Annotated in this window: 23 protein-coding genes and 1 tRNA gene; 17 read left to right on the forward strand and 7 right to left on the reverse strand. The window is 67.5% G+C overall.

Annotated elements, in window-relative coordinates:
* The 9 genes from thrS to ISN75_RS05085 all read left to right on the forward strand — a co-directional run bounded on the left by thrS (nucleotide 1) and on the right by ISN75_RS05085 (nucleotide 7,606).
* Entirely contained in the window at nucleotides 1-1,902 is a 1,902-nt protein-coding gene (thrS, locus tag ISN75_RS05045) for a threonine--tRNA ligase (protein WP_167252196.1), read from the forward strand.
* Between the two features lie 42 nt (nucleotides 1,903-1,944).
* Nucleotides 1,945-2,469, forward strand: coding sequence for a translation initiation factor IF-3 (gene infC / locus ISN75_RS05050; protein ID WP_343203554.1), 525 nt, complete (start codon nucleotides 1,945-1,947; stop codon nucleotides 2,467-2,469).
* 228 nt (nucleotides 2,470-2,697) lie between these two features.
* On the forward strand, nucleotides 2,698-2,895 hold the full coding sequence (gene rpmI, locus ISN75_RS05055; protein WP_167252195.1) for a 50S ribosomal protein L35: 198 nt from the start codon (nucleotides 2,698-2,700) through the stop codon (nucleotides 2,893-2,895).
* Nucleotides 2,896-2,911: 16 nt separating this feature from the next.
* On the forward strand, nucleotides 2,912-3,271 hold the full coding sequence (rplT, locus tag ISN75_RS05060) for a 50S ribosomal protein L20 (protein ID WP_026635108.1): 360 nt from the start codon (nucleotides 2,912-2,914) through the stop codon (nucleotides 3,269-3,271).
* A gap of 146 nt (nucleotides 3,272-3,417) precedes the next feature.
* Nucleotides 3,418-4,413, forward strand: coding sequence for a phenylalanine--tRNA ligase subunit alpha (pheS, locus tag ISN75_RS05065; protein ID WP_343820832.1), 996 nt, complete (start codon nucleotides 3,418-3,420; stop codon nucleotides 4,411-4,413).
* 21 nt (nucleotides 4,414-4,434) lie between these two features.
* Complete coding sequence (gene pheT, locus ISN75_RS05070) at nucleotides 4,435-6,825, forward strand: phenylalanine--tRNA ligase subunit beta (RefSeq protein ID WP_343820830.1); 2,391 nt, start codon at nucleotides 4,435-4,437, stop codon at nucleotides 6,823-6,825.
* A gap of 1 nt (nucleotide 6,826) precedes the next feature.
* Entirely contained in the window at nucleotides 6,827-7,126 is a 300-nt protein-coding gene (gene ihfA, locus ISN75_RS05075; RefSeq protein ID WP_026635111.1) for an integration host factor subunit alpha, read from the forward strand.
* Nucleotides 7,107-7,463, forward strand: a complete 357-nt coding sequence (locus tag ISN75_RS05080; protein WP_026635112.1) for a MerR family transcriptional regulator — start codon at nucleotides 7,107-7,109, stop codon at nucleotides 7,461-7,463. The genes ihfA and ISN75_RS05080 overlap by 20 nt, the downstream gene beginning before the upstream one ends.
* Before the next feature lie 66 nt (nucleotides 7,464-7,529).
* Nucleotides 7,530-7,606: transfer RNA gene (locus ISN75_RS05085), tRNA-Pro, on the forward strand.
* 121 nt (nucleotides 7,607-7,727) lie between these two features.
* On the opposite strand, the gene ISN75_RS05090 is transcribed toward ISN75_RS05085, so the two are convergent.
* The gene (locus ISN75_RS05090; protein ID WP_167252192.1) at nucleotides 7,728-8,042 is read right to left on the reverse strand and encodes a UBP-type zinc finger domain-containing protein; all 315 of its coding nucleotides are present in this window, start codon (nucleotides 8,040-8,042) and stop codon (nucleotides 7,728-7,730) included.
* A 146-nt stretch (nucleotides 8,043-8,188) separates the two neighbouring features.
* Between ISN75_RS05090 and ISN75_RS05095 the strand changes: the two genes are divergently transcribed.
* Complete coding sequence (locus tag ISN75_RS05095) at nucleotides 8,189-8,944, forward strand: hypothetical protein (protein ID WP_343820828.1); 756 nt, start codon at nucleotides 8,189-8,191, stop codon at nucleotides 8,942-8,944.
* On the opposite strand, the gene ISN75_RS05100 is transcribed toward ISN75_RS05095, so the two are convergent.
* Together ISN75_RS05100 and serA are read right to left on the reverse strand one after the other, a co-directional pair.
* Entirely contained in the window at nucleotides 8,941-9,948 is a 1,008-nt protein-coding gene (locus ISN75_RS05100; RefSeq protein WP_343820826.1) for an NAD(P)H-quinone oxidoreductase, read from the reverse strand. The two genes, ISN75_RS05095 and ISN75_RS05100, sit on opposite strands and share 4 nt — an antisense overlap.
* Before the next feature lie 100 nt (nucleotides 9,949-10,048).
* Complete coding sequence (gene serA, locus ISN75_RS05105; RefSeq protein ID WP_167252190.1) at nucleotides 10,049-11,281, reverse strand: phosphoglycerate dehydrogenase; 1,233 nt, start codon at nucleotides 11,279-11,281, stop codon at nucleotides 10,049-10,051.
* Between the two features lie 201 nt (nucleotides 11,282-11,482).
* On the opposite strand from serA, the gene ISN75_RS05110 reads away from it, so the two are divergent.
* Both ISN75_RS05110 and pip read left to right on the forward strand, forming a co-directional pair.
* Nucleotides 11,483-12,865, forward strand: coding sequence for an FAD-binding oxidoreductase (locus tag ISN75_RS05110; protein ID WP_343820825.1), 1,383 nt, complete (start codon nucleotides 11,483-11,485; stop codon nucleotides 12,863-12,865).
* 45 nt (nucleotides 12,866-12,910) lie between these two features.
* The gene (pip, locus tag ISN75_RS05115) at nucleotides 12,911-13,867 is read left to right on the forward strand and encodes a prolyl aminopeptidase (protein WP_168649058.1); all 957 of its coding nucleotides are present in this window, start codon (nucleotides 12,911-12,913) and stop codon (nucleotides 13,865-13,867) included.
* 337 nt (nucleotides 13,868-14,204) lie between these two features.
* Here pip and ISN75_RS05120 read toward each other — a convergent pair whose 3' ends face one another.
* The 4 genes from ISN75_RS05120 to ISN75_RS05135 all read right to left on the reverse strand — a co-directional run bounded on the left by ISN75_RS05120 (nucleotide 14,205) and on the right by ISN75_RS05135 (nucleotide 20,256).
* Nucleotides 14,205-17,003 (reverse strand): lamin tail domain-containing protein, encoded by a 2,799-nt coding sequence (locus tag ISN75_RS05120; protein WP_343820824.1) that lies wholly within the window; start codon nucleotides 17,001-17,003, stop codon nucleotides 14,205-14,207.
* A 538-nt stretch (nucleotides 17,004-17,541) separates the two neighbouring features.
* Complete coding sequence (upp, locus tag ISN75_RS05125; protein WP_167252186.1) at nucleotides 17,542-18,183, reverse strand: uracil phosphoribosyltransferase; 642 nt, start codon at nucleotides 18,181-18,183, stop codon at nucleotides 17,542-17,544.
* Between the two features lie 124 nt (nucleotides 18,184-18,307).
* On the reverse strand, nucleotides 18,308-18,643 hold the full coding sequence (locus tag ISN75_RS05130; RefSeq protein ID WP_343820822.1) for a PsiF family protein: 336 nt from the start codon (nucleotides 18,641-18,643) through the stop codon (nucleotides 18,308-18,310).
* Between the two features lie 116 nt (nucleotides 18,644-18,759).
* The gene (locus tag ISN75_RS05135; protein ID WP_167252184.1) at nucleotides 18,760-20,256 is read right to left on the reverse strand and encodes an aminotransferase class III-fold pyridoxal phosphate-dependent enzyme; all 1,497 of its coding nucleotides are present in this window, start codon (nucleotides 20,254-20,256) and stop codon (nucleotides 18,760-18,762) included.
* 298 nt (nucleotides 20,257-20,554) lie between these two features.
* Between ISN75_RS05135 and ISN75_RS05140 the strand changes: the two genes are divergently transcribed.
* From ISN75_RS05140 to ISN75_RS05160, 5 genes are all read left to right on the forward strand, one after another.
* Nucleotides 20,555-21,481, forward strand: a complete 927-nt coding sequence (locus ISN75_RS05140) for an ABC transporter ATP-binding protein (protein ID WP_168649061.1) — start codon at nucleotides 20,555-20,557, stop codon at nucleotides 21,479-21,481.
* Complete coding sequence (locus ISN75_RS05145) at nucleotides 21,481-22,275, forward strand: ABC transporter permease (protein WP_168649062.1); 795 nt, start codon at nucleotides 21,481-21,483, stop codon at nucleotides 22,273-22,275. Before ISN75_RS05140 ends, ISN75_RS05145 begins: the two co-directional genes overlap by 1 nt.
* A gap of 93 nt (nucleotides 22,276-22,368) precedes the next feature.
* On the forward strand, nucleotides 22,369-23,556 hold the full coding sequence (locus ISN75_RS05150) for a sensor histidine kinase (RefSeq protein WP_167252181.1): 1,188 nt from the start codon (nucleotides 22,369-22,371) through the stop codon (nucleotides 23,554-23,556).
* Nucleotides 23,556-24,716, forward strand: coding sequence for a sensor histidine kinase (locus ISN75_RS05155; protein ID WP_343820820.1), 1,161 nt, complete (start codon nucleotides 23,556-23,558; stop codon nucleotides 24,714-24,716). The genes ISN75_RS05150 and ISN75_RS05155 overlap by 1 nt, the downstream gene beginning before the upstream one ends.
* On the forward strand, nucleotides 24,713-25,315 hold the full coding sequence (locus tag ISN75_RS05160; RefSeq protein WP_167252179.1) for a response regulator transcription factor: 603 nt from the start codon (nucleotides 24,713-24,715) through the stop codon (nucleotides 25,313-25,315). Before ISN75_RS05155 ends, ISN75_RS05160 begins: the two co-directional genes overlap by 4 nt.
* Nucleotides 25,316-25,891 lie beyond the last annotated feature (576 nt).

Genomic DNA, 25,891 nt, shown 5'->3' on the forward strand with positions numbered 1-25,891 from the left:
ATGATCGAAATCACGCTACCCGACGGCAGCAAGCGCCCCTTCGACCACCCCGTCACGGTGCAGGACGTGGCTGCCTCCATCGGCGCCGGCCTGGCCAAGGCCACCCTGGCCGGCAAGGTGGACGGCAAGCTGGTCGACGCCAGCTTCCCGATCGAGCATGACGCCCGCCTCGAGATCGTCACCGAGAAAAGCCCCGAGGCGCTGGACATCCTGCGCCACTCCACCGCCCACCTGCTGGCCCAGGCCGTGCAGCGCCTGTATCCCGGCGCGCAGGTCACCATCGGCCCCGTGATCGACAACGGCTTCTATTACGACTTCGCCTACGAGCGGCCCTTCACGCCGGACGACCTGGCGAAGATCGAAGAGGAAATGCACAAGATCGTGCAGGAAGCGCTGCCGGTGACGCGCAGCGTGAAGTCGCGCGACGACGCGGTGTCGTTCTTCCGCGGCATCGGCGAGGAATACAAGGCCGAGATCATCGAGAGCATTCCCGCCAATGAGGAACTCTCGCTGTACACGCAGGGCGAATTCACCGACCTGTGCCGCGGCCCGCACGTGCCCAACACCGGCAAGCTGCGCGCGTTCAAGCTGATGAAGGTGGCCGGCGCCTATTGGCGCGGCGATTCCAACAACGCGATGCTGACCCGCGTGTACGGCACGTCCTGGCTCAACGACAAGGACCTGAAGGCCTACCTGCACCAGCTGGAAGAAGCCGAGAAGCGCGACCACCGCAAGATCGGCAAGGCGCTGGACCTGTTCCACCAGCAGGAAGAAGCGCCCGGCATGGTGTTCTGGCACCCGAACGGCTGGGCCATCTGGCAGGCGGTGGAGCAGTACGTGCGCGGCGTGTACCGCTCCAGCGGCTACCAGGAAGTGCGCGGCCCGCAGATCATGGACGTGAGCCTGTGGAAGAAGTCCGGCCACTGGGACAACTACCAGGAAAACATGTTCTTCACCGAGTCGGAGAAGCGCACCTACGCGCTGAAGCCGATGAACTGCCCGGGCCACGTGCAGATCTTCAACACCAGCCTGCACAGCTACCGCGACCTGCCGGTGCGCTACGGCGAATTCGGCGGCTGCCACCGCAACGAGCCCTCCGGCGCGCTGCACGGGATCATGCGCGTGCGCGCCTTCACCCAGGACGACGGCCACATCTTCTGCACGGAAGATCAGATCGAATCCGAGGTCACGGCCTTCCACCAGCAGGCGATGAAGGTGTACGGGGACTTCGGCTTCGAGGACATCGCGCTCAAGATCGCCCTGCGCCCGGACAAGCGCATCGGCACCGACGCCGTATGGGACCGCGCCGAGGACGCCCTGCGCGCGGCCCTGCGCGCGGCCGGCGTGGAGTGGCAGGAGCTGCCGGGCGAGGGCGCCTTCTATGGCCCCAAGATCGAGTACCACATGAAGGACTCGATCGGCCGCGGCTGGCAGGTCGGCACCATGCAGGTCGATTTCATGATGCCCGAGCGCCTGGGCGCCGAGTACGTGGACGAGCACAGCCAGCGCCGGCACCCGGTGATGCTGCACCGGGCCATCGTGGGCTCGATGGAGCGCTTCATCGGCATCCTGATCGAGCACCACGCCGGCCACCTGCCGCCCTGGCTGGCCCCGGTCCAGGCCCAGGTGTTCAGCATCACCGACGCCCAGGCCGACTACGTGCGCGAAATCACGCAAGCCCTTGTCGAGAAAGGTTTCAGAGTCAAGGCGGATTTGCGCAACGAAAAGGTCGGTTATAAAATCCGCGAACATACGTTGCAAAAGGTCCCGTACCTGCTCGTGGTCGGTGACCGTGAGAAGGAATCGGGGGCTGTTTCCGTGCGTACCCGTGCCGGTGAAGACCTGGGCAGCATGCCGCTGGCCGCCTTCATCGAGCGCCTGGAGGCCGAGACGCGGCGCTGACCGCCGCCCGGCCAATCGACAATTCTTCTGGAGGATAGTGGTATCGCTACCACCGACAATAAGGGCAATCGCCGCAACCATGAGATCCGCGTCCCGCGCGTACGCGTGATCGGTGCGGATTCGGAGCAGCTGGGCATCCTCACGCGTGACGAGGCCTTGCGCTTGGCTGAAGAGGCCGGGATGGACCTGGTCGAAATCCAGCCCAACGGCGACCCGCCGGTCTGCCGCATCATGGATTACGGCAAGTTCAAGTTCGAAGCCCAGAAGAAGGCCCAGGCGGCCAAGAAGAAGCAGAAGCAGGTCGAGATCAAGGAAGTGAAGTTCCGTCCGGTCACGGACGTGGGCGACTACCAGATCAAGCTGCGCAACATGCTTCGGTTCCTGGAGGAGGGCGACAAGGTCAAGGTCACCATCCGCTTCCGCGGCCGCGAGATGTCGCACCAGGACCTGGGCCAGAACCTGGCCAAGAAGATCCAGGAAGACGTCGGCGAGAACGGCGTGGTGGAGTCCTTCCCCCGCCTGGAAGGCCGCCAGATGGTCATGATGATCGGCCCGAAGAAGAAGTAAGCCACGGTCCGATCTCCCGCAGCGGCGGCCCTGGGCCGCCGTTTGCGTTTCCCGGCCCGGCCGGGGGCCGGAACCCGCTGCACCGCACCACTGGCAAACCGCCCCCGATCCCCGTACAATCGCCGGTTCGACCCACCGGGACGGGTCGTGAACCGATCGTGGCAGGACGGAAAGCGCAGCCCCCGGGTTGCCGCCAGATCAGTCAGAAACCGAGATACGGAGCATTCCATGCCCAAGATCAAGACCAACCGGGCGGCGGCGAAGCGTTTTCGCAAGACCGCTTCCGGCAAGTTCAAGGCCGGTCACGCCTTCAAGTCGCACATCCTGACCAAGAAGTCGACCAAGCGTAAGCGCAACCTGCGCGCCACCAATCACGTCAAAGCTTGCGACACGAAGGCCGTCGCTCGCATGTTGCCGTACGTCTAAGGCGGAGGACTGAACCATGGCTCGTGTAAAGCGTGGCGTTACCGCCCGTCGTCGTCACAAGAAGATCATCGGCCGCGCGAAGGGCTACTACAACGCCCGCCGCAAGGTCTTCCGCGTAGCTAACCAGGCCGTCATCAAGGCCGGTCAGTACGCCTATATCGGCCGCAAGCAGAAGAAGCGCCAGTTCCGCGCCCTGTGGATCGTGCGTATCAACGCTGCCGCCCGTCAGTTCGGCCTGTCCTACAGCCGCCTGATCAATGGCCTGAGCAAGGCCGGCATCACCGTCGACCGCAAGGTCCTGGCGGACATCGCCGTGCACGACATCAAGGCTTTTGGTGCCATCGCGGAAAAAGCGAAGGCCAGTCTGGCGGCATAATTTGTGCGCTCATCCTTGATCGCGAAGATCAAGGAGCGGCCATCCATGGCCGCACTCTTCCATGAAGAGCGAACATCCGCGGGGAGGAGGCCTTAACGCCTCCTCCCCGTTTTCGTTTGTCCCTGCCGAACACAGGAACCGCACCGATGGACGACCTGGACACCCGGGCCGCGCAAGCCCAGGCCGAGATCGCAGCCGCCGACACGCTCGATGCGCTCGAAGCGCTGCGCGTGGGCCTGCTGGGCAAGAGCGGCATCGTCACCGCCGCGCTGAAGACGCTGGGCGCGCTGCCGCCGGAAGAAAAGAAGGCGCGCGGCGCCGAGGTCAACCGCATCAAGGAGCGCCTCGCCGACGCCCTCGGCGCGCGCAAGCAGGTGCTGGAGCAGGCCGAGCTGGACCGCCGCCTCGCCTCCGAGAAGCTCGACATCACCCTGCCGGGCCGCGACGGCGAGCGCGGCGGCATCCATCCGATCACCCGTGCGCTGGAGCGCATCTCGGCGATCTTCGGCCGGCTGGGCTACCAGCGTGCCGACGGTCCGGAGATCGAGGACGACTGGCACAACTTCGAGGCGCTGAACTTCCCGCCGCACCATCCGGCGCGCGCCATGCACGACACCTTCTATTTCGGCGACGGGCGCCTGCTGCGCACGCATACCTCGCCGGTGCAGATCCGTTCGATGCAGGGGCGCCAGCCGCCGATCCGCGTGATCGCGCCGGGCAAGGTCTACCGCAGCGATTCGGACCAGACCCATTCGCCGATGTTCCATCAGATCGAAGGCCTGCTGGTCGACGAGACCTCCAGCTTCGCCGACCTGAAAGGCACCCTGGCCGAATTCATCCGCGCCTTCTTCGAGCGCGACTTCGAGATGCGCTTCCGCCCCAGCTACTTCCCCTTCACCGAGCCCTCGGCCGAAGTGGACATCCGCTGGGACGCCGAGGACGGCTCCACCCGCTGGCTGGAAGTGCTGGGCTGCGGCATGGTGCATCCGAACGTGCTGAAGAACTGCGGCATCGACCCGGAGCGCTATACCGGCTTCGCCTTCGGCCTGGGCGTGGAACGCTTCGCCATGCTGCGCTACGGCGTGTCCGACCTGCGCGCGTTCTTCGAGAACGATCTGCGCTTCCTCAAGCAATTCGCCTAATCGCCGCGGGAACCGATACGCATGAAATTTTCGGAAAACTGGTTGCGCCACCATGTGCCGACGAACGCGTCGCGCGACGAGCTCGCGGCGACGCTGACGGCGATCGGCCTGGAAGTCGAGGACGTCGCCGCGCTGGGTGAATCGCTGGACGGCGTGATCGTCGCGCGCATCGTCAGCGCGCAGAAACATCCCGAGGCCGACCGCCTGCAGGTGTGCGAGGTCGATACGGGCAACGGCGTCGTCCAGATCGTCTGTGGCGCGCCGAATGCGCGCGCCGGTCTGGTCGCCCCGCTGGCGATGGTCGGCGCACAGCTGCCCGGCGGCATCGCGATCAAGGCAGCGAAGCTGCGCGGGGTGGAGTCGTTCGGCATGCTGTGCTCGGCCAAGGAGCTGGGCATCGATCCGGACGCGTCGGGCCTGCTCGAGCTTCCCGCCGATGCGCCGGTGGGCACGCCGCTGGCTGCCTATCTGGGCCTGCCGGACGCCACCATCGAGATCAAGCTCACGCCCAACCGCGCCGACTGCTTCAGCGTGCGCGGCATCGCCTTCGATGTGGCGGCCGCGCTGAACGGAGGGGTGATCGAACTCGATGCCAGGCCCGTGCCGGCCCAGAGCGATGCCGCGATGAAGGTCGCGCTCGAGGCGGGCGAGCGCGTTCCGCGTTTCGCCGGGCGCGTCATCGATAACGTGGACGCGTCGGTCCCGACCCCGGTGTGGATGGCCGAGCGGCTGCGCCGCAGCGGCCTGCGTCCGATCAGCTTCCTGGTGGATGTCACGCAGTACGTCATGCTGGAACTCGGCCAGCCGATGCATGCGTTCGACAAGGCCAAGCTGGAAGGCGAGATCGTGGTGCGCCCGGCGCGCGCGGGTGAGCCGCTGGCCCTGCTGGATGGCCGCACGGTCGAGCTGGACGACGATTTCCTGGTGGTGTCCGACAGCCGCGGCGGCAGGGCCGCGCGGGCGGTGGCGCTCGGCGGCATCATGGGTGGCCAGGACACGCGCGTCACGGAGGCGACCCGCAGCGTGTTCCTCGAGGCGGCGCACTGGATTCCCTCGGCGATCATCGGCCGCAGCCGCAAGCTGGGCATGCATACGGATGCCGGGCATCGTTTCGAGCGCGGCGTCGATCCGCAGTTGCCGGGCGTCGCGGTCGAGTACGCGACCCGGTTGATTCTCGACATCGCCGGCGGCGTGGCCGGGCCACTGATCGACGTCACCTTGCCGGAACATCTGCGCGCGCCGGAGCCGATCCTGCTGCGCCGCGCCCGGCTGGGGCGGGTGCTCGGGCTGGCCGTGGCCGACGACGAAGTCGCCCGCATCTTCACCGCGCTCGGCATGCAGGTGGAGCCGCAGGCCGACGGCTGGCGCGTCACCGCGCCCAGCCGCCGTTTCGACATCGAGCGCGAAGAGGACCTGATCGAAGAGGTCGCGCGCATCCACGGCTACGAAAACATCCCGACCCATACGCCCGCTGGCGCGCTGACCCTGGCGGTCGAGCCGGAAGCGCGGCTGGGCGAGCTGGCCCTGCGCGAGCAGCTGGCGGCGCGCGATTACTACGAGGCGGTCAACCTCTCCTTCATCGGCAGCGACGTGCTGCAGCGCTGGGGCATGACGGAGCGGCTGGTGCCGCTGGCCAATCCGCTCTCGGCGGACCTTGCGGTGATGCGCCCCTCGCTGCTGCCGGGCCTGGTCGAAGCGCTGCGCCACAACCGCGCGCGCCAGCAGGAGCGGGTGCGCCTGTTCGAAGTGGCGCGCGTGTTCGCCGCCGGCGATCCGCCGGTGGAGACGCCCAGCCTGGCCATCGCCGCCTGCGGCTCCGCCCGCGCGGAGCAGTGGGGCGAGGCGAGCCGGCCGCTGGATTTCCACGATCTCAAGGGCGAACTCGACGCCATCGTGGCCTGGGGCGGCGAGCCGCAGCGCTGGTCGGTGCATGCCGACGGCCTGCCGGGCTGGCTGCATCCGGGCCGCGGCGCCCGCGTGGCGCGCGACGGCCAGACCGTCGGCTACCTCGGCGCGCTGCATCCGCAGCTGGCCAAGGCGCTGGACCTGGGGCCGGACGTGCACGTGCTGGAACTGGCCCTGGAACCGCTGCTCGCCCGCCGCCTGCCCAAGGCCGCCGCCGTGCCGCGTTTCCCTTCGGTGCGTCGCGATATCGCCGTGGACCTGCCCGAGGAAGTGAGCTGGGCGCAGGTCGAGCAGAGCGTCCGCGCAGCCGTCGGCGGGGCGCTGGCGGAGCTGCGCCTGTTCGACCGCTACGCCGGCAAAGGCGTCGAGACTGGCCGAAAGAGTCTCGCTATGGGCTTGATTTTGCAGGACGCTTCACGCACGCTTACTGACGACGACGCAGACCGCTTCGTGCGCGAGGCGTTTGCTGCGTTGGAGACTTCATGCAAGGCAAGATGGCGAGGATGACATGGCGCTGACCAAGGCGGAGATGGCCGAGCGCCTCTTTCTCGAGGTGGGCCTCAACAAGCGTGAGGCGAAAGAATTCGTGGACGCCTATTTCGAGGTGGTCCGCGAAGCGCTGGAAAAGGGCGAGCAGGTGAAGCTGTCGGGGTTCGGCAATTTCGACCTGCGGCAGAAGAACCAGCGCCCGGGACGCAACCCCAAGACCGGCGAGGAGATCCCGATCTCCGCCCGCCGCGTGGTGACGTTCCGGCCGGGGCAGAAACTCAAGGTGAGAGTGGAGAGCTATGCTGGACCAAGGGAATAACACCGAGCTCCCGGCCATCCCGGCCAAGCGCTACTTCACCATCGGTGAGGTCAGCGAGCTGTGCGGGGTGAAGCCGCATGTGCTGCGGTACTGGGAACAGGAGTTCCCCGCGCTCAACCCGGTCAAGCGCCGCGGCAACCGCCGCTACTACCAGCGCCACGACGTGCTGATGATCCGGCAGATCCGCGCCCTGCTGTACGACGAAGGCTTCACCATCACCGGCGCCCGCGCCCGGCTGGAAGGCCCGCAGGCGCGCATGGAGTCGAGCATTTCGCATCAGATCGTGCGCCAGGTGCGCATGGAGCTGGAAGAAGTGCTGAGCCTGCTGCGCCGCTGAGCGCGCAGGCTGCAAGCTTTCGCAAGTCCTGCCCTAGCTGCTAGACTTGCCCACTTGCCGTAGCGTCGGGGCGTAGCGCAGCCTGGTAGCGCATTTGCCTGGGGGGCAAAGGGTCGTCGGTTCGAATCCGGCCGCCCCGACCAATTACGGTGATGGATGCGAAAGGCGCCCTTGGGCGCCTTTCTTTTTAGGTATGTCGGCGCCCTTGGGCGCCTTTCTTTTTGTGCGCGCATTTGCCCCCCAGGCAAATGCGCCAGCGCCTTCCTACTCGTCGACGAAACGCGGTATCGGCCCCGGATGCGGCGTCTTCCGGTCCGAGAGATCGAACATCACGTCATCCACGTAGCACCAGCCCCAGCCCTCCGGCGGATCGTAGCCCTCGATGATGGGATGCCCCGTCGCGCGGTAATGCTTGGTGGCGTGCCGGTTGGGCGAGTCGTCGCAGCAGCCCACGTGGCCGCAGCTGCGGCAGATGCGCAGATGGACCCACGGGCTGCCGGTCTTCAGGCATTCCTCGCAACCGGCGGCACTGGGGGTGACGTCGCGGATGCCGTCGAGATGGCTGCAGCTGGCTTTCATCGCGCGCTCCTTGGGGTGGGCAGGCGCTTGCGATCGGCCGCGCCATGCGCTTTCAGAGTTCTTCAAGGCTTTTTCAGGCGTGTTTCAGGACTCGAACGCGCCGCCTGGCGAGGGTGCGGGGAATCCCCCGCCCATCGAGAGGCTACATGAAGACGCTCGCCCCCATCCCCGCGCATGCACCCGTCGGTTTCGGCGACAGCCAGCTCTACCGGCTGCGCCGCGCGCTGGAACGCTGGTTCTACTTCGGCATGGCCTGGCTGGTGCTGCTGGTGGTGGGCTACGGCTTCGGCCGCGGCCTGGGCGAGCGGCTGCTGCACCCGGCGCAGCCGCTGCCGTGGATCCTGCACGTCCACGTGCTGGTGTTCGCGGGCTGGGTGCTGCTGTTTCTGGTGCAGACCGGGCTGGTGAGCGGGCACGCGATACGCCTGCACCGGCGGCTGGGCCTGTTCGGCGCGGGCCTGGGCACGCTGCTGCCAGTGCTGGGCCTGGCCACCGCACTGGCGATGCGCCAGTGGCATGCGCGCCAGGGAGCGGTGCACGACGCCTTCCTGGCCATCTCCTTCAACGACATGCTGACCTTCGCGCTGGCCTTCGGCCTGGCCGTGCGCTGGCGGCGGCAACCGCAGTTCCACCGCCGGCTGATGCTGATCGCCACCTGCGCGCTGACCGTGGCCGCATTCGCGCGTTTCCCGCGCGCCCTGGTGCCGGCCAATACCTGGTACGCCTGGGTGGACCTGCTGATCGGGCTGGGCCTGCTGCGCGACCTTATCGTCGAAGGCCGCATCCATCGGGCTTATGCGATCGGCCTGCCGTGCGTGATGGCGGGGCAGGGGCTGGCGCTGTACCTGGCGTTCGCGGCCCCCGCGGGCTGGCTGGCGCTGCTGCACGCCATGCTGGACTAGGCCACCTTCAGCACGATCTTGCCGACGTGCTCGCCGCTTTCCATCAGCCGGTGCGCATCCTCCGCGCGCACCAGCGGAAACACCTCGTGCACCATCGGCAGGCAGCGGCCGGCGGCCAGCACCGGCCACACATGCGCGCGCAGGTCGTTGGCGATCTCCGCTTTCTCCGCGCCGCTGCGCGCGCGCATGGTGGAGCCGGTGACGGTGGCGCGCTTGAGCACCAGCGCCTGCAGGTCGACCTGTTCCGCGTGGATGCCGCCGAGGAAGCCGATCACCACCAGCCGCCCGTCGCGTGCCAGCGCGGCCACGTTCCGCTCGAAATACGAGCCGCCCATGATGTCCAGGATCACATCCGCGCCATGCCCGTCGGTCTTGCTCAGCACCGCGAGCGCGAAGTTCTCTTCGTGATAGTTGATCGCCTCGGCGCCCAGATGCCGCACCACCGCGCATTTGTGCTCGCTGCCGGCGGTGGCGAAGGCGGCGATGCCGAACTCGCGGCACAGCATCAGCGCGGTGGTGCCGATGCCGCTGGTGCCGCCATGGATCAGCACCCGCTCGCCCGGCACCGCGCGGCCGATGCGGAACAGGTTGGCCCACACGGTGAAGAAGGTTTCCGGAATGGCCGCGGCGTGGATCGAATCGATGCCGTCGGGAATCGGCAGGGCTTGTCCCGCCGGCAGCACGCAGTACTCGGCGTAGCCGCCGCCGTTGGTCAGCCCGCACACGCGGTCGCCGAGGGCGAAGCCCTGCACGTCGGCGCCCAGCGCCACGATCTCGCCGGCAATCTCCAACCCCGGCGTGGGATGCGCGCCCGGCGGCATCGGATAGCGGCCCTGGCGCTGGATCACGTCGGGACGGTTCACGCCCGCCGCCTGCACCCGCACCAGCACTTCGTCGCGCGTCGGTTCGGGCAGGGGCACGGTGCGTGGCTGCAGCACGTCCGGCGGACCGGGCGTGTCGATGCCGATCTCGATCATCCGGTCCGGCAGGAAGACCTTGCTCATGGCGCGCGCATCCTTCCACGGGGTCCGCTTCGTTTACCCGGCGGGCGGTGAAAGACGCGTAAGGCGGCGCGTCTTCCGTTCAGCGGGACATGCCCGCGCGTCAGTACAGCACGCGGCTGCGCAAGGTGCCCGGAATCTCCGCCAGCCGGTCCTTGAGCGCACCGGCCTGCGCTTCGTCGGCCGACACGTCGATCACCACGTAGCCCACCTGCGGATCGGTCTGTAGGAACTGCGCGTCGATATTGATGTTGCCGGCGGAGAACAGTTCGTTGATGCGCGACAGCACGCCCGGCACATTGCGGTGGATATGCAGCAGGCGGCGGCTGTTCGGGTGCTCCGGCAAGGTCACTTCGGGGAAGTTCACCGCCGACAGGGTCGATCCATTGTCGCTGTAGCGCACCAGCTTGCTGGCCACTTCGATGCCGATATTGTCCTGCGCCTCCAGCGTGCTGCCGCCGATATGCGGGGTGAGGATCACGTTGTCCATGCCCACCAGCGGCGACACGAACGGATCGTCGTTGCCCTTGGGTTCCACCGGAAATACGTCCACCGCGGCGCCGGCGATATGGCCGCTGCGCAGCGCGGCGGCGAGCGCGTCGATGTCCACCACGGTGCCGCGCGAGGCATTGATCAGCACCGAACCCTTGCGCATCTTGGCAAGCTCCGTGGCGCCGATCATCAGCTTGGTCGACGGCGTTTCCGGCACGTGCAGGGTCACCACGTCGGCGCGTTCCAGCAGGTCGTCCAGGCTGCCGGCGGCGCGCGCGTTGCCCAGCGACAGCTTGGTCTCGATGTCGTGGAAGATCACGCGCATGCCCAGCGATTCGGCCAGCACGCCGATCTGCGTGCCGATATGGCCGTAGCCGACGATGCCCAGCACCTTGTCGCGCGCCTCGAAACTGCCGGCCGCGGACTTGGTCCAGCCGCCGCGGTGGCACAGCGCATTCTTTTGCGGGATCCCGCGCAACAGCATGATCGCCTCGGCGATCACCAGCTCGGCCACGCTGCGCGTATTGGAGTAGGGCGCGTTGAACACCGGCACGCCCTGCACCCGCGCGGTTTCCAGGTCCACCTGGTTGGTGCCGATGCAGAAGCAGCCCACCGCGATCAGCCGGCGCGCCTGTTCCAGCACGTCGGCGGTGAGGTGGCTGCGCGAACGGATGCCGACGATATGCGCCTCGGCGATGCGCGCTTTCAGTTCCGCTTCCGGCAGCGACTTCTCGTGGAATTCGATCTGGCTGTAGCCGGCGCGGCGGAACACGTCCACGGCGCTCTGGCTGACGCCTTCGAGCAGGAGGACCTTGATGTCTGCTTTCGGATACGAGGTTTTCATGGGCCGCCGGCGTGTATGGGGGATACGGGAATAGGGAATCGGGAATAGGGAATAGTAAAAGCAGCGCCCTACGAGCTTGTCGCGCCGCGCTTTTACTATTCCCTATTCTCTATTCCCGCCAAAGCCACACTATGCGGCAGCGCAGCACTGGACCGCAACGGCCGCGGCTGGCAGGCTGGGGAACTCGCTCGAGGAGTCGCCATGACCGCACCCGCTCTCGCCGACCTGGCCGCCCGCCTGCCCGAATTGCGCCTGCTCACGGAGCCGGCCGATCTGGAGCACTACGGCCGCGACTGGACCCGCCGCTGGACGCCGGCCCCGCTGGCCATCGCCCTGCCGGCCACGGTGGAAGAGGCCCAGGCCGTGGTGCGCTGGGCCAACGAGCATGGCGTGGCGCTGGTGCCCTCGGGCGGGCGCACCGGCCTTTCCGGCGGCGCGGTGGCCGCGAAGGGCGAGCTGGTGCTGAGCCTGGAGCGCATGAACCGCGTGCTCGGCTTCGCCCCGATCGACCGCACTCTCACCGTGCAGGCCGGCATCGCGCTGCAGGCCGTGCACGACGCCGCGCGCACGCACGGGCTGATCTATCCGGTCGACTTCGCCGCGCGCGGCTCCTGCTCCATCGGCGGCAATATCGCCACCAATGCCGGCGGCATCCGGGTGATCCGCTACGGCAATACGCGCGAATGGATCGCGGGCCTGAAGGTGATCGCCGGCAACGGCGAGCTGCTCGAACTCAATCGCGGCCTGATCAAGAATTCCAGCGGCTACGACCTGCGCCATCTCACCATCGGCTCCGAGGGCACGCTGGGCATCGTGGTGGAAGCCACCCTGCGCCTGGCCGAGCCGCCGCCGCCGTCGCAGGTGATGCTGCTGGCGCTGCCGGACATGGCCGCGCTGATGCAGGTGTTCGCGCTGTTCCGCGCGCGGCTGAAGCTGCAGGCTTTCGAATTCTTCACCGACGTCGCGCTGCGCCACGTGCTGGCGCACGGCGCGCAGCGCGCGCTCGACGGCGAGCATCCGTTCTACGTGGTCACCGAATTCGACGCCGCCGACGAAGCCGCGCAGGACGCCGCCCTGGCCGCGTTCGAGCACGGCGTCAACGAGGGCTGGATCGCCGACGGCGCGATCGCGCAGAGCGAGGCCCAGGCCGCCGCGCTGTGGCGCCTGCGCGAAGGCATCACCGAAAGCCTGGCGCCGCACAAGCCCTACAAGAACGACATCTCCCTGCGCATAGGCGCGCTGCCGGCTTTCCTGGACGAGATCCAGGCCCTGCTGGGGCAGGCCTATCCGCACTTCGAGGTGGTGTGGTTCGGCCATATCGGCGACGGCAACCTGCATATCAATGTGCTCAAGCCCGAAGGCCTGGCCGATGCCGAGTTCATCGCCCAGTGCGAGCAGGTGACCAAGCTGCTGGCCGAAGCGCTCAAGCGCCATGGCGGCAGCATCTCGGCCGAGCACGGCATCGGCCTGGTGAAGAAGGCGTATCTGGAGAGCACGCGCAGCGCGGCGGAAATCGCGCTGATGCGGGGCGTGAAGCAGGTGTTCGATCCGAACGGCATCCTCAACCCCGGCAAGCTGTTTTAGGGGCTTGCGGTATCCTCGGCGCTTTGAATCGCCGGAGATGCCCGCATGACCCAGCCACGCCGCCAGCTGTACCCCGAGATCGAGCCGTTCGACAGCGGCATGCTCAAGGTGTCGGAGCTGCACACGCTGTACTACGAGCAGTGCGGCAACCCGAACGGCAAGCCGGTGGTGTTCCTGCATGGCGGCCCCGGCGGCGGCATCAATCCCAATTACCGCCGCTTCTTCGATCCCAAGGCCTACCGCATCGTGCTGTTCGACCAGCGCGGCTGCGGCCAGTCCACGCCGCATGCGGAGCTGACCGACAACACCACCTGGCATCTGGTGGCCGATATCGAGCGCATCCGCGAGCATCTGGGCATCGATCGCTGGCAGGTATTCGGCGGCTCCTGGGGTTCGACGCTGGCGCTGGCCTATGCGCAGACGCATCCGGACAAGGTCACCGAGCTGGTGCTGCGCGGCATCTTCATGCTGCGGCGCTGGGAGCTGGAGTGGTTCTACCAGAAGGGCTGCGACGCGCTGTTCCCGGATGCCTGGGAAAGCTATCTGGAAGCGATTCCCGAGGCCGAGCGCGGCGACCTGATGAGCGCCTACCATCGCCGCCTGACCAGCGCCGATCCGAAGGTGCGCGTGGAAGCGGCGCGCGCCTGGTCGGTGTGGGAAGCGGCCACCAGCCATCTGTACCAGGACCCGGCGCATATCGAATCCAGCGGCGAGGACGAATTCGCGCTGGCCTTCGCGCGCATCGAATGCCATTACTTCGTGCATGGCGGTTTCTTCGAGCACGACGACCAGCTGCTGCGCAACGTCGAGCGCATCCGCAAGATTCCCGCGGTGATCGTGCAGGGCCGCTACGACGTGGTGTGCCCGATGCGCAGCGCCTGGGACCTGCACCGTGCGTGGCCGGAAGCGGACCTGCGCGTGGTGGCGGACGCGGGGCATTCGGCGCTGGAGCCGGGGATCGCGCATGAGCTGCTGGAGGCGACCGACCGCTTCCGCCACTAATGCTCGTCATTCCGGCGCAGGCCGGAATCCAGTAACGATACCGTTTGATTGTCGCGAAACTTTAAAGGCGCTTTTTGGGCGCTCACGCTTGCCCGAGCGCGTCGCTACTGGATTCCGGCCTGCGCCGGAATGACGGCGGTAGGTAGGGCGGAAGCCACGTGTGCGGTTGGCCATTCGGTCGGCCACAAAAGAAAAAGGCCACGCCCTTCGCCGGGCGTGGCCTTTCCGTTATTGCCGGCGGCGTAGGTTGGGGTGAGCGCAGCGAACCCCAACATCGACCACCGTCACGCGTATCGCATCGTTGGGGTTCGCCTGTGGCTCACCCCAACCTGCATCTTCAGTGCTGTTTGCCGTGGCCGTCGTGGCCGTCGTGGCCATGATCGTGATCGCCATGCGGATCGAACATCGCCGGCGCGAACAGGTCGAGCACGAAGCCGTCGTGGTCCGAGGCGCCGATCGCCTTGGTCCAGTCAGGGGCGTTCGCGGCGTCGGCTTCGGTCTGCGCGGGCGCGTCGATGTCGGCGCGGCCGTACTGCATGTGCAGGAAGCGGAACTGCGCGGCGCGGTTCAGCAGGGCATGGTCGAGCACCTGCACGGTCGGCACTTCGCGGCCGGAGTTGCCGCTGCCGGCCTGCGTATAGCCCTGGATCTCGCCGAAGTTCTCGGTGAACAGGAACGAGTAGCGATCGTTCTCCGGCACCGATTCCACCGCGTTCCAAAGCGCCGGGCGCACGATGTTCTGGCCCAGCTTGAGCTGGTTCTCGCTGTCCTTGTACTTGCCCGAGACCAGGCCGACCACGTCCACCCAGCCATCGCTGAACTGGTAGGCGTTGAAGTCGCCCACCACCAGCAGCGGCTGCGAGGGATAGCGGGTCTGCAGTTCCTGCACCTGCTTGGCCAGCGACACCGCCTGCGTGTAGCGCTTCAGGCGATCGCGCACGGCGGTGGCGTTGTCCTTGTCCACATTGGTGCGGGCCTTCGGGTGCACCGAGATCACGTGGAAGCGCATGCCGCGCACTTCGGCCGTCAGCAGCAGCGGCGGATGGTCGTGGACGAACGCGGTGCTGCCGTTGTCGTTCCAGGTTTCGTCCGCGCCGAGCTGGCGCACCGACTGCACGCGAATGCCGCGGTCGGCGCGCACCAGGAAGCCGACGTTGATGCCGCTGGGGTCATGGCCCGGCAGCAGGTAGGCGTCGTACTTCACCGGATAGTCGTCGCCCAGCTGCTTGGCCAGGCCCTGCAGCACGGCCAGGCTCTTCACCTCTTCGGTGGACAGCACGTCCGGCAGCTTCAGCACGCTGCCGACATAGGCCGACAGGCGGCGGGTCTTCAGCGCCACCTGGTCCGGCGTCGGCTCCTTGCTGTCGCCGCTGCAGGTGAAGGTGGTGTTGAACTCGCTGTCGCAGAAGCGCTCCATGTTGAACGCGCCGATGCGCAGCGCGAACGGCGGCTTCGGCAGCACGGGGCGCGGCATCGGCGCGGCGCGCTTCACTTCGATCCTGGTCGGGATGAAGGTGTAGGCGCCGAAGTCGTACGAGATGATGCCCTCGGCACGGAAGGTGGTGCCGGCGACGAACGGGGTGTTGACCGGCACGGCGCCGAAGTCGTCGGTGTTCATCTTGAACACTTCCGGATTGCCGCTCCAGTTGGGCAGGCTGACGCCGGCCGGCACCGGCACGCCGAAGCGCACGCCCGGCTGGCGCAGCGAACGCTTGCCGTTGGCGGTGATGCTCACCTCGGCGAACGGCTCGGTGCTGAAGCGCTTGTTGCCCGTGTTGATCATGCCGTCCTCGATCACCACGCGCATGCCCACGAAGCACTGGAAGTTGGTGGCGCCGCAGGACAGCTGGTTCGGATCGGACGACGGCGTGCGCGCACCGAAGATCACCGCCTTCGGCAGCCGCGCGCCATGTGCGGTCACGGTGACGGTGGCGTTCTTCAGTTCCGTCAGGTGGTAGTAGTTGTCGACCTTGGCGGCCACGTCCACCACGTCGCCCACGGCGACCGCCGGCTTGGACGAGGTGAACACGTACACGCCGTTGGAGGTGAGCGGATCGGCATCCACGCGGTTGTCCGGCGTCTGCATGGTGAAGCCGGCCGGGCCCACCGCGGTAACGATGTTGCCGCTGGTGATCACCGACTTGCCCAGCAGCGGCGAGCTCTGCTCGCGGCCCTGGATCTGCCAGATTTCCGCGGCGACCGGGATGTCGTACAGGATCGCGCCGATCGCGCTGTCGCGCGCCAGCGTGGCGCCGCCGGTGACCTGGTCGAGCTTGACCAGGAAGGCCTTGTCCGGCGAGCCGGTGCTGCGGCCGTGCACCACCACGTTGAAGCTGGCCTGGGTCTGGCCCGCGGCGATGTTCAGCGTGGTGTCGACGGCTTCGTAATCGCCGGCGGCGACGGTGGCGCTGTCGTCCTGGGTCGCCGCATGCACGCTCACGCCGCCGGCCGGGGCCGGCTGGTTGAGCGTGACGGTGAACGGCATGGTGACGTTGGCGGCGCCGTGCACGGTGGCGCTGGAGTCGGCGATCGACAGCGACAGGTTCATCACCGCGCAGGCGCTGGCCGCGTTGTGCGGCGCGGTGGGCGTGACCACCACGAAGTCGGACTGGTTGTCGCCGGTGTTCTGCGGCAGGCCGGCGCCATTGGTCTTGCGGCCGTAGCCCTTGTCCGCATTGGTGCTGCCCAGCGAGGTCAGCGGCGTGCCGGCCTTGTAGGCGGAGCCGGCGGAGAGGCCGACCTGGTCGACCAGCTGGCCGTTGGCGTCGAGCAGGGCCAGGCCGCCGTCATCGGTGACGCCGGTGCTGTATTTCAGGTCGCCCGCGACGCTGCCGGAGTAGCCGCCGCTCGCGCTGTTGGTCAGCAGCAGGTGGCAGCCCGGCGCGATCGACGTGCCGCTCGGAAAGGTCAGGCGCGTGCCGGTGGTGCCGCTCGCGTTCGATGCATTGAATTTGTAGCCGGAGACGTCCAGCGCGGTGGCGCCGGCGTTGAACAGTTCGACGAATTCGTCATTGCCGCCAGCGGGGCCGCGGACGCGGAACTGGCTGATGCTGAGGTCGGCCGCCTGGGCGGTGGCGATCGACGCGATTGCTAGCAACGCGGCCCATAGGGCGCGCCGGGCGTGCTTTGCTTCCATTGACCCACTCCCTTGTTGAAGGATCCGGATGGATCCTTCCGGGGAAAATAGCAATTTATTGCGACAGAATTGCTAATGGGGGTCTCAGTAGGGAGGGGTGCCTCTTGCTCGTCATCCCGGCGCAGGCCGGGATCCAGTGGCGGTATCGCTCGGTTGTCGCGTGGCCGCTAACTGGCCGCTTATGCAGCGGGCATTCCGGACGCCTGCCGGCGCCCGGGTCACTTTCTCTTTGCTGGCCCAAAGAGAAAGTAACCAAAGAGAGAATGGCCTGAGAGCCAAGGCTCGCGACGCGACTAGAAGGAGCGGTGGCGGCCGCGGTAAACGGATTAACCAGAGTCGACACGGGCCAGGGAGTGGTTTCGTGACGCGCTCTTCAACGTGCCGTTGCGAAGAGGACGTTCAAGAGCCGGGGCCAGCTTTTGCTTTTCGTTCCTGCCTACCTCACGCCATCACCCCTCTCCCCTCCGGGGAGAGGGCAGGGTGAGGGGCCGGGGCTCGCCCAGATTTTTATTGAGCAAAAGCGTTCGCGTTTTTCCTTTCAACCCGCTGGCAGCTGCTTGGTGCCGAAAATCTTGTCGCCCGCATCGCCCAGGCCCGGCAGGATGTAGCCGTGTTCGTTGAGGTGGTCGTCGATGGCGGCGGTGTAGATCTCGATGTCGGGGTGGGCGGCCTCGATGCGCTTCAGGCCTTCCGGTGCCGCGACCAGGAACAGGCCTTTGATGCGTTTGCAGCCGGCGGCCTTGAGCATGTCTACCGTGGCGACCAGCGTGCCGGCGGTGGCGAGCATGGGGTCGACGATCAGGGCGATGCGTTCGTCCATGCGGCCGGTCAGTTTTTCGTAGTAGGCGATGGGCTTGAGGGTTTCCTCGTCGCGTTGCAGGCCGACCACGCTGACCTTGGCGGCTGGGATCAGGTCGAGCACGCCGGGCAGCATGCCAAGGCCCGCGCGCAGGATCGGCACGATGGTGATCTTCTTGCCCTTGATCTGATGCACGGTCAGCGGACCCGCCCAGCCGTCGATGTGCTTGTCCACCGTCTCCAGGTCCTTGGTCGCCTCGTAGGTGAGCAGGGCGGCGACTTCGGAGGCGAGTTCGCGGAATTCCTTGGTGCTGATGCCGGCGCGGCGCATCAGGCCGAGCTTGTGCTGGATGAGCGGGTGGCGGACTTCGACGAGCTTCATGGGGCGTCCTGCTTGGCGGAATGCGGGGATTATGGCGCAGCGGGAATGATTCGTTTCTCCCAAAAAAGCAAAGGCGCCGCTTCCTCGAAGCGGCGCCTTGCGGCGATACACCGGTGCAGGAGTTTTACGGGCTCGCCGCGGCGCCGCCGCTCAGACACGAGCTCATGAACTTTTTGCGGTCGTCGCCCTTCAGGGTCTTGGCTTTCGTATCCGCATTGCAGGCCTTCATCTTTTCCTGCTGGGTCATCTTCGCCGGTGCGGCGGCTTCGCCCTTCAGGCAGCTGCTCATGAAGGCCTTGCGCTCGTCGCCCTTCTTGCCGGTCGCCTGCTTGTTGCAGTCGGCCATGCGCTGCTGCTGCGGGGTCAGGTCCTTCTTGGCCTGCGGGGCGGCGAAAGCGGTGGCGGAAACGGCGAGGGCCAGGGCGAGGCTGGCGGCGGTCAGGCTGAAACGCAAGAACATGCGGGTACCCTCCTGGAATGGACCGGCGAGTGCCGGTGGGCGCAAGTCTATGCCGCTTGCCGCGCTTGGGTAGAGGGGGAACGCCGGGCTCCGCGCCCGGCGTTCATGCGGCAAGCTCAGGCCGCTTCGGCCTTCAGCTTGCGTGGGCCCTGCTGCAGCGCCTGGCGCACGTGGGCGACGACCAGGTCCACCTCGGCGCTGGTCACCTTGAAGTGCGGGGTGAAGCGCAGCGAGTTGACGCCGCCGTGGATCACGCCGACGCCGCGCTCGCGCATGTATTCCTCGATCGAACCCGCGCCGTAGCACTTGAACTCCGCCGACAGCTCGCAGGAGAACAGCAGGCCGGTGCCCTGCACCTTGGTGATCAGGCCGCCGAGCTCGCCCTTCAGCGCGTTGAGCTTGTCGACGAATTCCTTGCCGCGCTCGCGGATGTTGGCGCGCACCTCGTCGTTGAGTTCGTGCAGCGTGGCCAGCGCCACGTCCAGCGCGCGCGGGTTGGCGGTCATGGTGTTGCCGTAGATGCCCTTGCGGTACAGGCCGGCGGCGCGCTCGTTCACCGCCAGCACCGACAGCGGATACTGGCCGGCGTTGAGCGCCTTGGAGAAGGTTTCCATGTCCGGCGCCGGCAGCTTCTCGAAGCCGGGATAGTCGGTGAGCGACAGCACGCCGTGCGCGCGCAGGCCGGCCTGGATCGAATCGATCAGCAGCATCGAGCCGTGCGCTTCGGTGAGTTCGCGCGCGGCCTTGTAGAACTCCGGCGTCACGGCGCGGCCGGGATCGCCTTCGCCCATCACCGGTTCCAGGAACATCGCCTCGATGAACCAGCCGTGGCGGTCGGCATCGGCGAACGCGGCTTCCAGCTGCGCCACGTCGTACGGCGCCACCGTGATCAGCGTGTCCTCGTGGCGATAGCTGGCCAGGTGCTGCTGGTAGGTCTTGCGCGTGGAATCCGAATAAAGCGCGGGTTTTTCAGTGCGGCCGTGGAAGGCGCCCTTCACCGCGAGGCGCTTGATGGTGCGCCCGGCGTAGCGTGCACCCGGCTCGGTCATCGCCTTGGCGTTGACGTCGGCGATGCGGCAGGCCAGCGAAACGGACTCGGAACCGGAGTTCAGGCACAGGTAGCGCGCATACGGATTGCCGCCGCGGTGGCGGCCGAGCTCGCGGTCCAGCGCCTTGGCAAAGCGCATCTGCGAGACGTTCGGCGTCATCACGTTGGCCATCACCTGCGGACGGCTCATCGCCGTGCGGATCGCCTCGTTGTTGTGGCCGAAACCGAGCATGCCGTAGCCGCCGTTGTCGTGGATCACCGCGCCCTTCAGCGTGACCACCCACGGGCCGCGCGCGGCGGCGGGCAGATAGCGGTTGATGCCGTCGTCGGGATAGAAATTGACGAAGCCCGCCTGCGCCACCTGCAGCTGCTCGGCTTCGTCGAGCTTGAGGAAGTCGGCCAGCTCCGCGCGCAGCGCGCGATGCTGTTCGAGCGCTTCGCCGATGGCCTGCGCCAGTTCGGGGTGGCTGGCGGCGAAGCGTTCGACGGTGGCGTCGTCCAGGCCGGTGGTCTGCGGCGCGCCGCCGAAATCGCGCAATTCGCGCAGCTGATCGATCACACCCATGATGACTCCTCCTCAAGGTACGCAAGCGCCGTCGGGGATGGCGCTTCCTGCCAACATCGCGATGAATGCTTTGGCGGGAGCCGATGACGATCATCTTGCGGCGATCGGAAACTCCCGCTCAGTCGAGCGCGCCGCGCATGTTTCTGCGCCAGCGATTCACCGAGGATAACCCGCCTTCGTCAGCGCCGTAACCCCGGGGGGAGGGGCCGGATGACGGCTGTCACGTGCGCGGGCTGACGTTGGCGAATGCCCGCCAGCCCTTGCGATGCCTAGCATTCCGGGCAAAGGAGGGAGACCCATGAACACGAATGCTTCACCCATCGCACGCCTGTCGTCCGTGGTGAAACGCTACGGCAATCACACCGCCGTCGACGGCCTGGATCTGATGCTGCATCGCGGCGAAATTTTCGCGCTGCTCGGCCCCAACGGCGCCGGCAAGAGCACCACCATTTCGATGCTGCTCGGCCTGGTGCGGCCCGATGCGGGCCGCGTCGAGCTGTTCGGCGAAGATCCGCAGCAGCTCGTGGCGCGCCGCCGCATCGGCGTGATGCTGCAGAGCGCGGCGCTGCCGCCCACCTTGCGCGTGGGCGAGCTGCTGCGGCTGACCGGCAGCTATTACCCGGCGCCGCGCGACCTGCACGAAACGGCGGAACTGGCCGGCGTCACCGACTTGCTGAAGCGTCCTTACGCCGCGCTTTCGGGCGGACAGCAGCGTCGCGTGCAGTTCGCGCTCGCGCTGTGCGGCCGCCCGGAGCTGCTGTTCCTGGACGAACCCACCGTAGGCATGGACCTGGAAGCGCGCCAGAAGCTATGGACCGCGGTGCGCCACCTGGTCGCCGAGGGCGCCGGCGTGGTGCTCACCACGCATTACCTGGAAGAAGCCGAAGCGCTGGCCAGCCGCGTCTGCGTGATGGCGCGCGGACGCGTGCTGAGCGAAGGCAGCGTGGACGACCTGCGCGCACGCGTGGCGCTCAAGCGCATCCGCTGCATCACCCGCCTGCGCGCGGCCGACGTCGCCGCCTGGCCGGAAGTGGCCGAGGCGCGCGACGAAGGCGAACGCCTGTGGCTGTCCACCGACAGCGCGGAGATCGTGGTGCGCCGCCTGCTCGACGCCGACGCGCAGCTGGGCGAACTGGAAGTCCAGCGCGCCGGCCTGGCCGAAGCCTTTACCGAACTGACTCGCGCCGCCGAGGCGCCCACCGAAGACAACCGCGAGGCCGCCTGATGAACGCCGTCTCTTCCGCCATGCCTGCCGCATCCGCCTCGCGCGAGATGGGGTTCAGCCGGGTGCTCGGCGCCTACCTGCAGGAAGCGCGCGCCGAATGCCTGCGCTATCTGCGCAACCCGGGCTTCATGATCCCGACCTTGATCCTGCCCACCGCGTTCTATCTGATGTTCGGCATTCTGATCGGCCGCGCCAACGGTCCCGATGCGCCGCGCTATCTGCTCGCCGCATATGGCACCTTCGGCGTGATGTCGCCCGGCTTGTTCGGCTTCGGCGTGGCCTTGTCGATGGAGCGCGACAACGGCCTGCTGACCTTGAAGCGCGCCTTGCCGATGCCGCCGGGCGCGTATCTGCTGGGCAAGGTGGTGATGTCGATCTTCGCGGCGGCGGTGGTGTCCTGCATCCTGGTGCTGCTGGCCACGCTGGTGGCCCATGTGCAGCTGTCGGCGGCGCAGACGGCCGGGCTGTTCGCCACCAACCTGTTCGGCGCGCTGCCGTTCTGCGCGATGGGCCTGATGCTGGGCATGTTCATCAAGGGCACCGGCGGGCCTGGCATCGTCAACCTGATCTACCTGCCGATGGCTTTCATGTCGGGCCTGTGGTTTCCGCTGTCGCTGATGCCCAAGGCGGTGCAGCAGATCGCGCTGGTGCTGCCGCCGTATCACCTCAACCAGGTGGCGCTGAACGTGGTGGGGCTGGGGCAGGAACCGGTGTGGCCGCACGTGGCGGCGCTGGCGGCCTTCACGGCGGTGTTCCTGGCCATCGCCGTGCGCCGCCTGCGGCGCCACGGTTGAAGTAGCATGCGAAGGGCTGCGCAACCGCCGGTTGCGCAGCCGGATGCCATGAAGACGTTCGTTGTCACGCGACCTGCGGGGAGGGTCACCGCCATGCTCCAACTGCTCCGCTCCTGGCTGACGCCGGCGCCGGATTCGCGTGTCGCCGCGATCCAGCGCCAGGGCAAGTCGGTGTGGGCCGAGGGCGTGCACCTGCTGTGGTCGGTGTGGGTGTTCATCACGCCGGCCATGGGCAGCCACTATGACCTCCGGTGGGTGCTGCTGACCCTGCTGTCGTATCCGCTGTTCCTGCTGATGTTCGCCAAGTCGATGCTCGCCTCGCGCCGGGTCGCCCCGCGCTACGCGCTCGGGCTGGTGGCGATGAGCATCGCGCTGGCGCCGTGGTACCCCAGCGGCATGGCGTATTTCATCTACGGCTGCGTGTCGTACAGCATGGCCAGCGCCAAGCGGGTGGGGCCGCTGCTGCTGCGCCTGATGCTGGTCAACGTGGTCTATGTCGCGGTGGCCAGCACCGTGGGTTATCCGTGGCAGGCGCTGGTGTCGGTGCCGTGCATGACCATCATCATCGCCATCATCACCCACGTCGAACGCATCGCGCACGAGAAGGACGCAGCGCTCAAGCTGTCGCAGGAAGAAGTGCGCCGGCTGGCCGCCACCGCCGAACGCGAGCGCATCGGCCGCGACCTGCACGACCTGCTCGGGCATACGCTTTCGCTGATCACGCTGAAGCTGGAGCTGTCGCGCAAGCTGTTCGACCGCGATGCGGACGCGGCCAAGCGCGAAGTGGCGGAAGCCGAGCGCGTCGCGCGCCATGCCCTGGCCGAAGTGCGTTCGGCGGTCACCGGCATCCGCGCCACCGACCTGGCCGCGGAACTGGCCTCGGCGCGCCTGCTGCTGGAGTCCTCCCGCGTGCACCTGGACTACGTGGCGCCGCCGGCCGATCTGCCGACGGAGATCGAGCGCGGCCTGTCGCTGGTCCTGCGCGAGGCGGCCACCAATATCGCCCGCCATGCGCATGCGAGCAAGGCGCGGATCGAGTTCGAACGCGACGCCTACACCTTGCGCCTGCGCGTGAGCGACGACGGTCGCGGCGGCGTGGGCGAGGACGGCAACGGCCTGTGCGGCATGCGCGAGCGCGTGCGCGCGCTGGCCGGGCATCTGACCATCGAATCGCCGCGCGGCCGCGGTACCGTGCTGCTGGTCACCGTGCCCCTGCCGCAGCCGAAGCTGCTGCCCACCGCCGCGCCGGAAACGGCGCCGCGCCAGCCGACGCGCGTGTGATGCGCCTGCCGTTCCAGCCCGCGCCGGATTCGCTGTACGTGCAGCTGCGCTCGCCGGTATTCATCGCGCGCTCGGCGCTGGGCCAGGCGGCGTGGATCGTGATGCTGCCGCTGATCCCGCTGGGCCTGCAGGGCTTCGCCTGGTCGTGGTTCGCGCCCACGCTGCTGAGCGTGCTGGTCTTTCTCTATCTGCACCTGCACGTGTATTTCGGGCCGCCGCAGCGCCTGCCCTGGTACGTGGCGGGCATGGCGGCGATGGGGCTGGGCCTGTGGATGGTCAATCCCATGGGCTTCGGCTATGTGATCACCGCCTGCACGGCCTTGTCGGCCACGCCGAACTTCCGCCTGTGGCTGCGCGGCGTCGCGCTGTTGACCGTGCTGTCCATGACGATGGCGTGGCTATGGGTGGATGCACCGCTGTGGATCATGCTGGTGGTGGTCGTGGCCGGCGTGCTCGGCGGCCTCAGCAACTTTCACTACATCAACAATCTGCGCAAGGACGCCGACCTGCGCTTGTCGCAGATCGAAGTACGCCGCCTGGCCACCCTGGCCGAGCGCGAACGCATCGGCCGCGACCTGCACGACCTGCTCGGCCATACCTTGTCGCTGGTGGCGATCAAGTCCGAGCTGGCGCGCCGCCTGGCGCTGGAAGATCCGCCGCGCGCGCAGCAGGAAATGAGCGAGGTGGAGCGGGTCGCGCGCCACGCGCTGGCCGAAGTGCGCGCCGCCGTCACCGGCATGCGCCGCAGCGACCTGGCCTCGGAAATCATTTCCGCGCGGCTGATGCTGGAAGCCTCCGGCGTCAGCTTCGAAGGCGAATGGCCGGAAGGTATCGCGCTGCCTGCCGCCGTCGAGGCGCCGCTGTCCCTGGTGCTGCGCGAGGCGGTCACCAATATCCATCGCCACGCCCGCGCCACCGCGGCGAGCGTGCGTTTCGTCCATGACAAGGCAAGGTTCCAGATGCAGATCAGCGACAACGGTTGCGGCGGACTCGCCGCGCACGGCAACGGCGTCAGCGGCATGCGCGAGCGCGTGCGGTCACTGGGCGGCAGCCTGGAGATCGACTCGCCGCGGCGGCACGGCACCACCTTGCGCATCGACGTGCCGCTGGCGAAAGCCGCCGTGGCCGCCCCGCGGGGCTTGCCGGAGGGCGCCGCATGATCCGCGTGCTGCTGGCCGAAGACCAGGCGATGGTGCGCGGCGCGCTGACGGCGCTCTTGAATCTGGAGTCGGATATCGAGGTGCTCGGTTCCGCCCCGGACGGCGAGGCGGCGTGGCGCGAGGTGCAGCGCCTGAAGCCCGACGTGCTGGTCACCGATATCGAGATGCCCGGCATCACCGGCCTGGAACTGGCGCAGCGTATCCAGCGCCACGAGCTGCCGATGAAGGTGATCATCGTGACCACCTTTGCGCGTCCGGGCTTTCTGCGCCGCGCGCTGGATGCGGGCGTGTCCGGTTATCTGCTGAAGGACGCGCCGGCGGAAAACCTCGCCGAGGCGCTGCGCATGGTTCACCGCGGCGGCCGCGCGATCGATCCGCAGCTGGCGCTGGAAGCGTGGTCCGAAGCGGATCCCTTGAACGATCGCGAGCGGCAGGTGCTGCGCCTGGCGGGCGAGGGGCAGTCGGCGAGCGAGATCGCCGCGCAGCTGAATCTCTCGCACGGCACGGTGCGCAATTATCTTTCCGAGGCGATCGGCAAATTAGGCGTGGCCAATCGCATCGAGGCGTATCGCCTCGCGCGCCAGAAAGGCTGGCTGTAAGAATTATTCGTACGCATTAAAAAAGTGCTTGCGCGAATAATCGTGCTCGCGTAATGTTCGCGCCTCGCCAATACCGGCGACAAGCATTAACTGAAAAGGCCAGGATCAAACCATGTCGTTCCACGTCACTCACCGCCAGCTGCCCTCGCGCGATCGCCGCGGCGCGCTGCCGTGCGTGCGGACGAAGGAAGGCCGTTTCATCCACACCGACTGATCCCACGCTTGCGCGGAGATCGGTCACCCCGATCTCCCGAGGCAAGGCGAACGCCCTCGGGTCCACACCCGGGGGCGTTTTGTTTTCGGCGTTCGCAAGGAAGCGTTCATGCACCGAAAGGTGATGACGGCACTGATCATCGGAAGACCACTTCCGCCCTGAAGCATCCGGCCGCGCCCCGGCCGAGGCAGGGGCGGCCGCGAGCGGCGCTCAGGATGCGCTGTGCCTTGATGCTTCGGCACGGGCGGACGGGTGATCGGGAAGGTCTCAACAGCATTCGGGTGCATGGCACCCACACGCATGACCGGTTGGCGACAGCCGGCCATACGAAGCATCGCCACGACAGGCTCCAGCGGTACGGG

The organism is Dyella marensis, assembly GCF_049532885.1.
GTDB classification, from domain to species: domain Bacteria; phylum Pseudomonadota; class Gammaproteobacteria; order Xanthomonadales; family Rhodanobacteraceae; genus Dyella_D; species Dyella_D marensis.

What these genes read in the sequence shown, in the direction of transcription:
- ISN75_RS05100 (WP_343820826.1), bottom strand. Translation starts at nt 9,948, where the DNA reads ATGAGCAAGGTCTTCCTGCCGGACCGGATGATCGAGATCGGCATCGAC.
- ISN75_RS05110 (WP_343820825.1), top strand. Translation starts at nt 11,483, where the DNA reads ATGACCGCACCCGCTCTCGCCGACCTGGCCGCCCGCCTGCCCGAATTG.
- ISN75_RS05080 (WP_026635112.1), top strand. Translation starts at nt 7,107, where the DNA reads ATGCTGGACCAAGGGAATAACACCGAGCTCCCGGCCATCCCGGCCAAG.
- ISN75_RS05140 (WP_168649061.1), top strand. Translation starts at nt 20,555, where the DNA reads ATGAACACGAATGCTTCACCCATCGCACGCCTGTCGTCCGTGGTGAAA.
- ISN75_RS05095 (WP_343820828.1), top strand. Translation starts at nt 8,189, where the DNA reads ATGAAGACGCTCGCCCCCATCCCCGCGCATGCACCCGTCGGTTTCGGC.
- pheS (WP_343820832.1), top strand. Translation starts at nt 3,418, where the DNA reads ATGGACGACCTGGACACCCGGGCCGCGCAAGCCCAGGCCGAGATCGCA.
- ISN75_RS05120 (WP_343820824.1), bottom strand. Translation starts at nt 17,003, where the DNA reads ATGGAAGCAAAGCACGCCCGGCGCGCCCTATGGGCCGCGTTGCTAGCA.
- thrS (WP_167252196.1), top strand. Translation starts at nt 1, where the DNA reads ATGATCGAAATCACGCTACCCGACGGCAGCAAGCGCCCCTTCGACCAC.
- ISN75_RS05145 (WP_168649062.1), top strand. Translation starts at nt 21,481, where the DNA reads ATGAACGCCGTCTCTTCCGCCATGCCTGCCGCATCCGCCTCGCGCGAG.
- ISN75_RS05155 (WP_343820820.1), top strand. Translation starts at nt 23,556, where the DNA reads ATGCGCCTGCCGTTCCAGCCCGCGCCGGATTCGCTGTACGTGCAGCTG.
- pheT (WP_343820830.1), top strand. Translation starts at nt 4,435, where the DNA reads ATGAAATTTTCGGAAAACTGGTTGCGCCACCATGTGCCGACGAACGCG.
- ISN75_RS05090 (WP_167252192.1), bottom strand. Translation starts at nt 8,042, where the DNA reads ATGAAAGCCAGCTGCAGCCATCTCGACGGCATCCGCGACGTCACCCCC.
- pip (WP_168649058.1), top strand. Translation starts at nt 12,911, where the DNA reads ATGACCCAGCCACGCCGCCAGCTGTACCCCGAGATCGAGCCGTTCGAC.
- rpmI (WP_167252195.1), top strand. Translation starts at nt 2,698, where the DNA reads ATGCCCAAGATCAAGACCAACCGGGCGGCGGCGAAGCGTTTTCGCAAG.
- ISN75_RS05150 (WP_167252181.1), top strand. Translation starts at nt 22,369, where the DNA reads ATGCTCCAACTGCTCCGCTCCTGGCTGACGCCGGCGCCGGATTCGCGT.
- ihfA (WP_026635111.1), top strand. Translation starts at nt 6,827, where the DNA reads ATGGCGCTGACCAAGGCGGAGATGGCCGAGCGCCTCTTTCTCGAGGTG.
- upp (WP_167252186.1), bottom strand. Translation starts at nt 18,183, where the DNA reads ATGAAGCTCGTCGAAGTCCGCCACCCGCTCATCCAGCACAAGCTCGGC.
- ISN75_RS05130 (WP_343820822.1), bottom strand. Translation starts at nt 18,643, where the DNA reads ATGTTCTTGCGTTTCAGCCTGACCGCCGCCAGCCTCGCCCTGGCCCTC.
- ISN75_RS05135 (WP_167252184.1), bottom strand. Translation starts at nt 20,256, where the DNA reads ATGGGTGTGATCGATCAGCTGCGCGAATTGCGCGATTTCGGCGGCGCG.
- serA (WP_167252190.1), bottom strand. Translation starts at nt 11,281, where the DNA reads ATGAAAACCTCGTATCCGAAAGCAGACATCAAGGTCCTCCTGCTCGAA.
- ISN75_RS05160 (WP_167252179.1), top strand. Translation starts at nt 24,713, where the DNA reads ATGATCCGCGTGCTGCTGGCCGAAGACCAGGCGATGGTGCGCGGCGCG.
- rplT (WP_026635108.1), top strand. Translation starts at nt 2,912, where the DNA reads ATGGCTCGTGTAAAGCGTGGCGTTACCGCCCGTCGTCGTCACAAGAAG.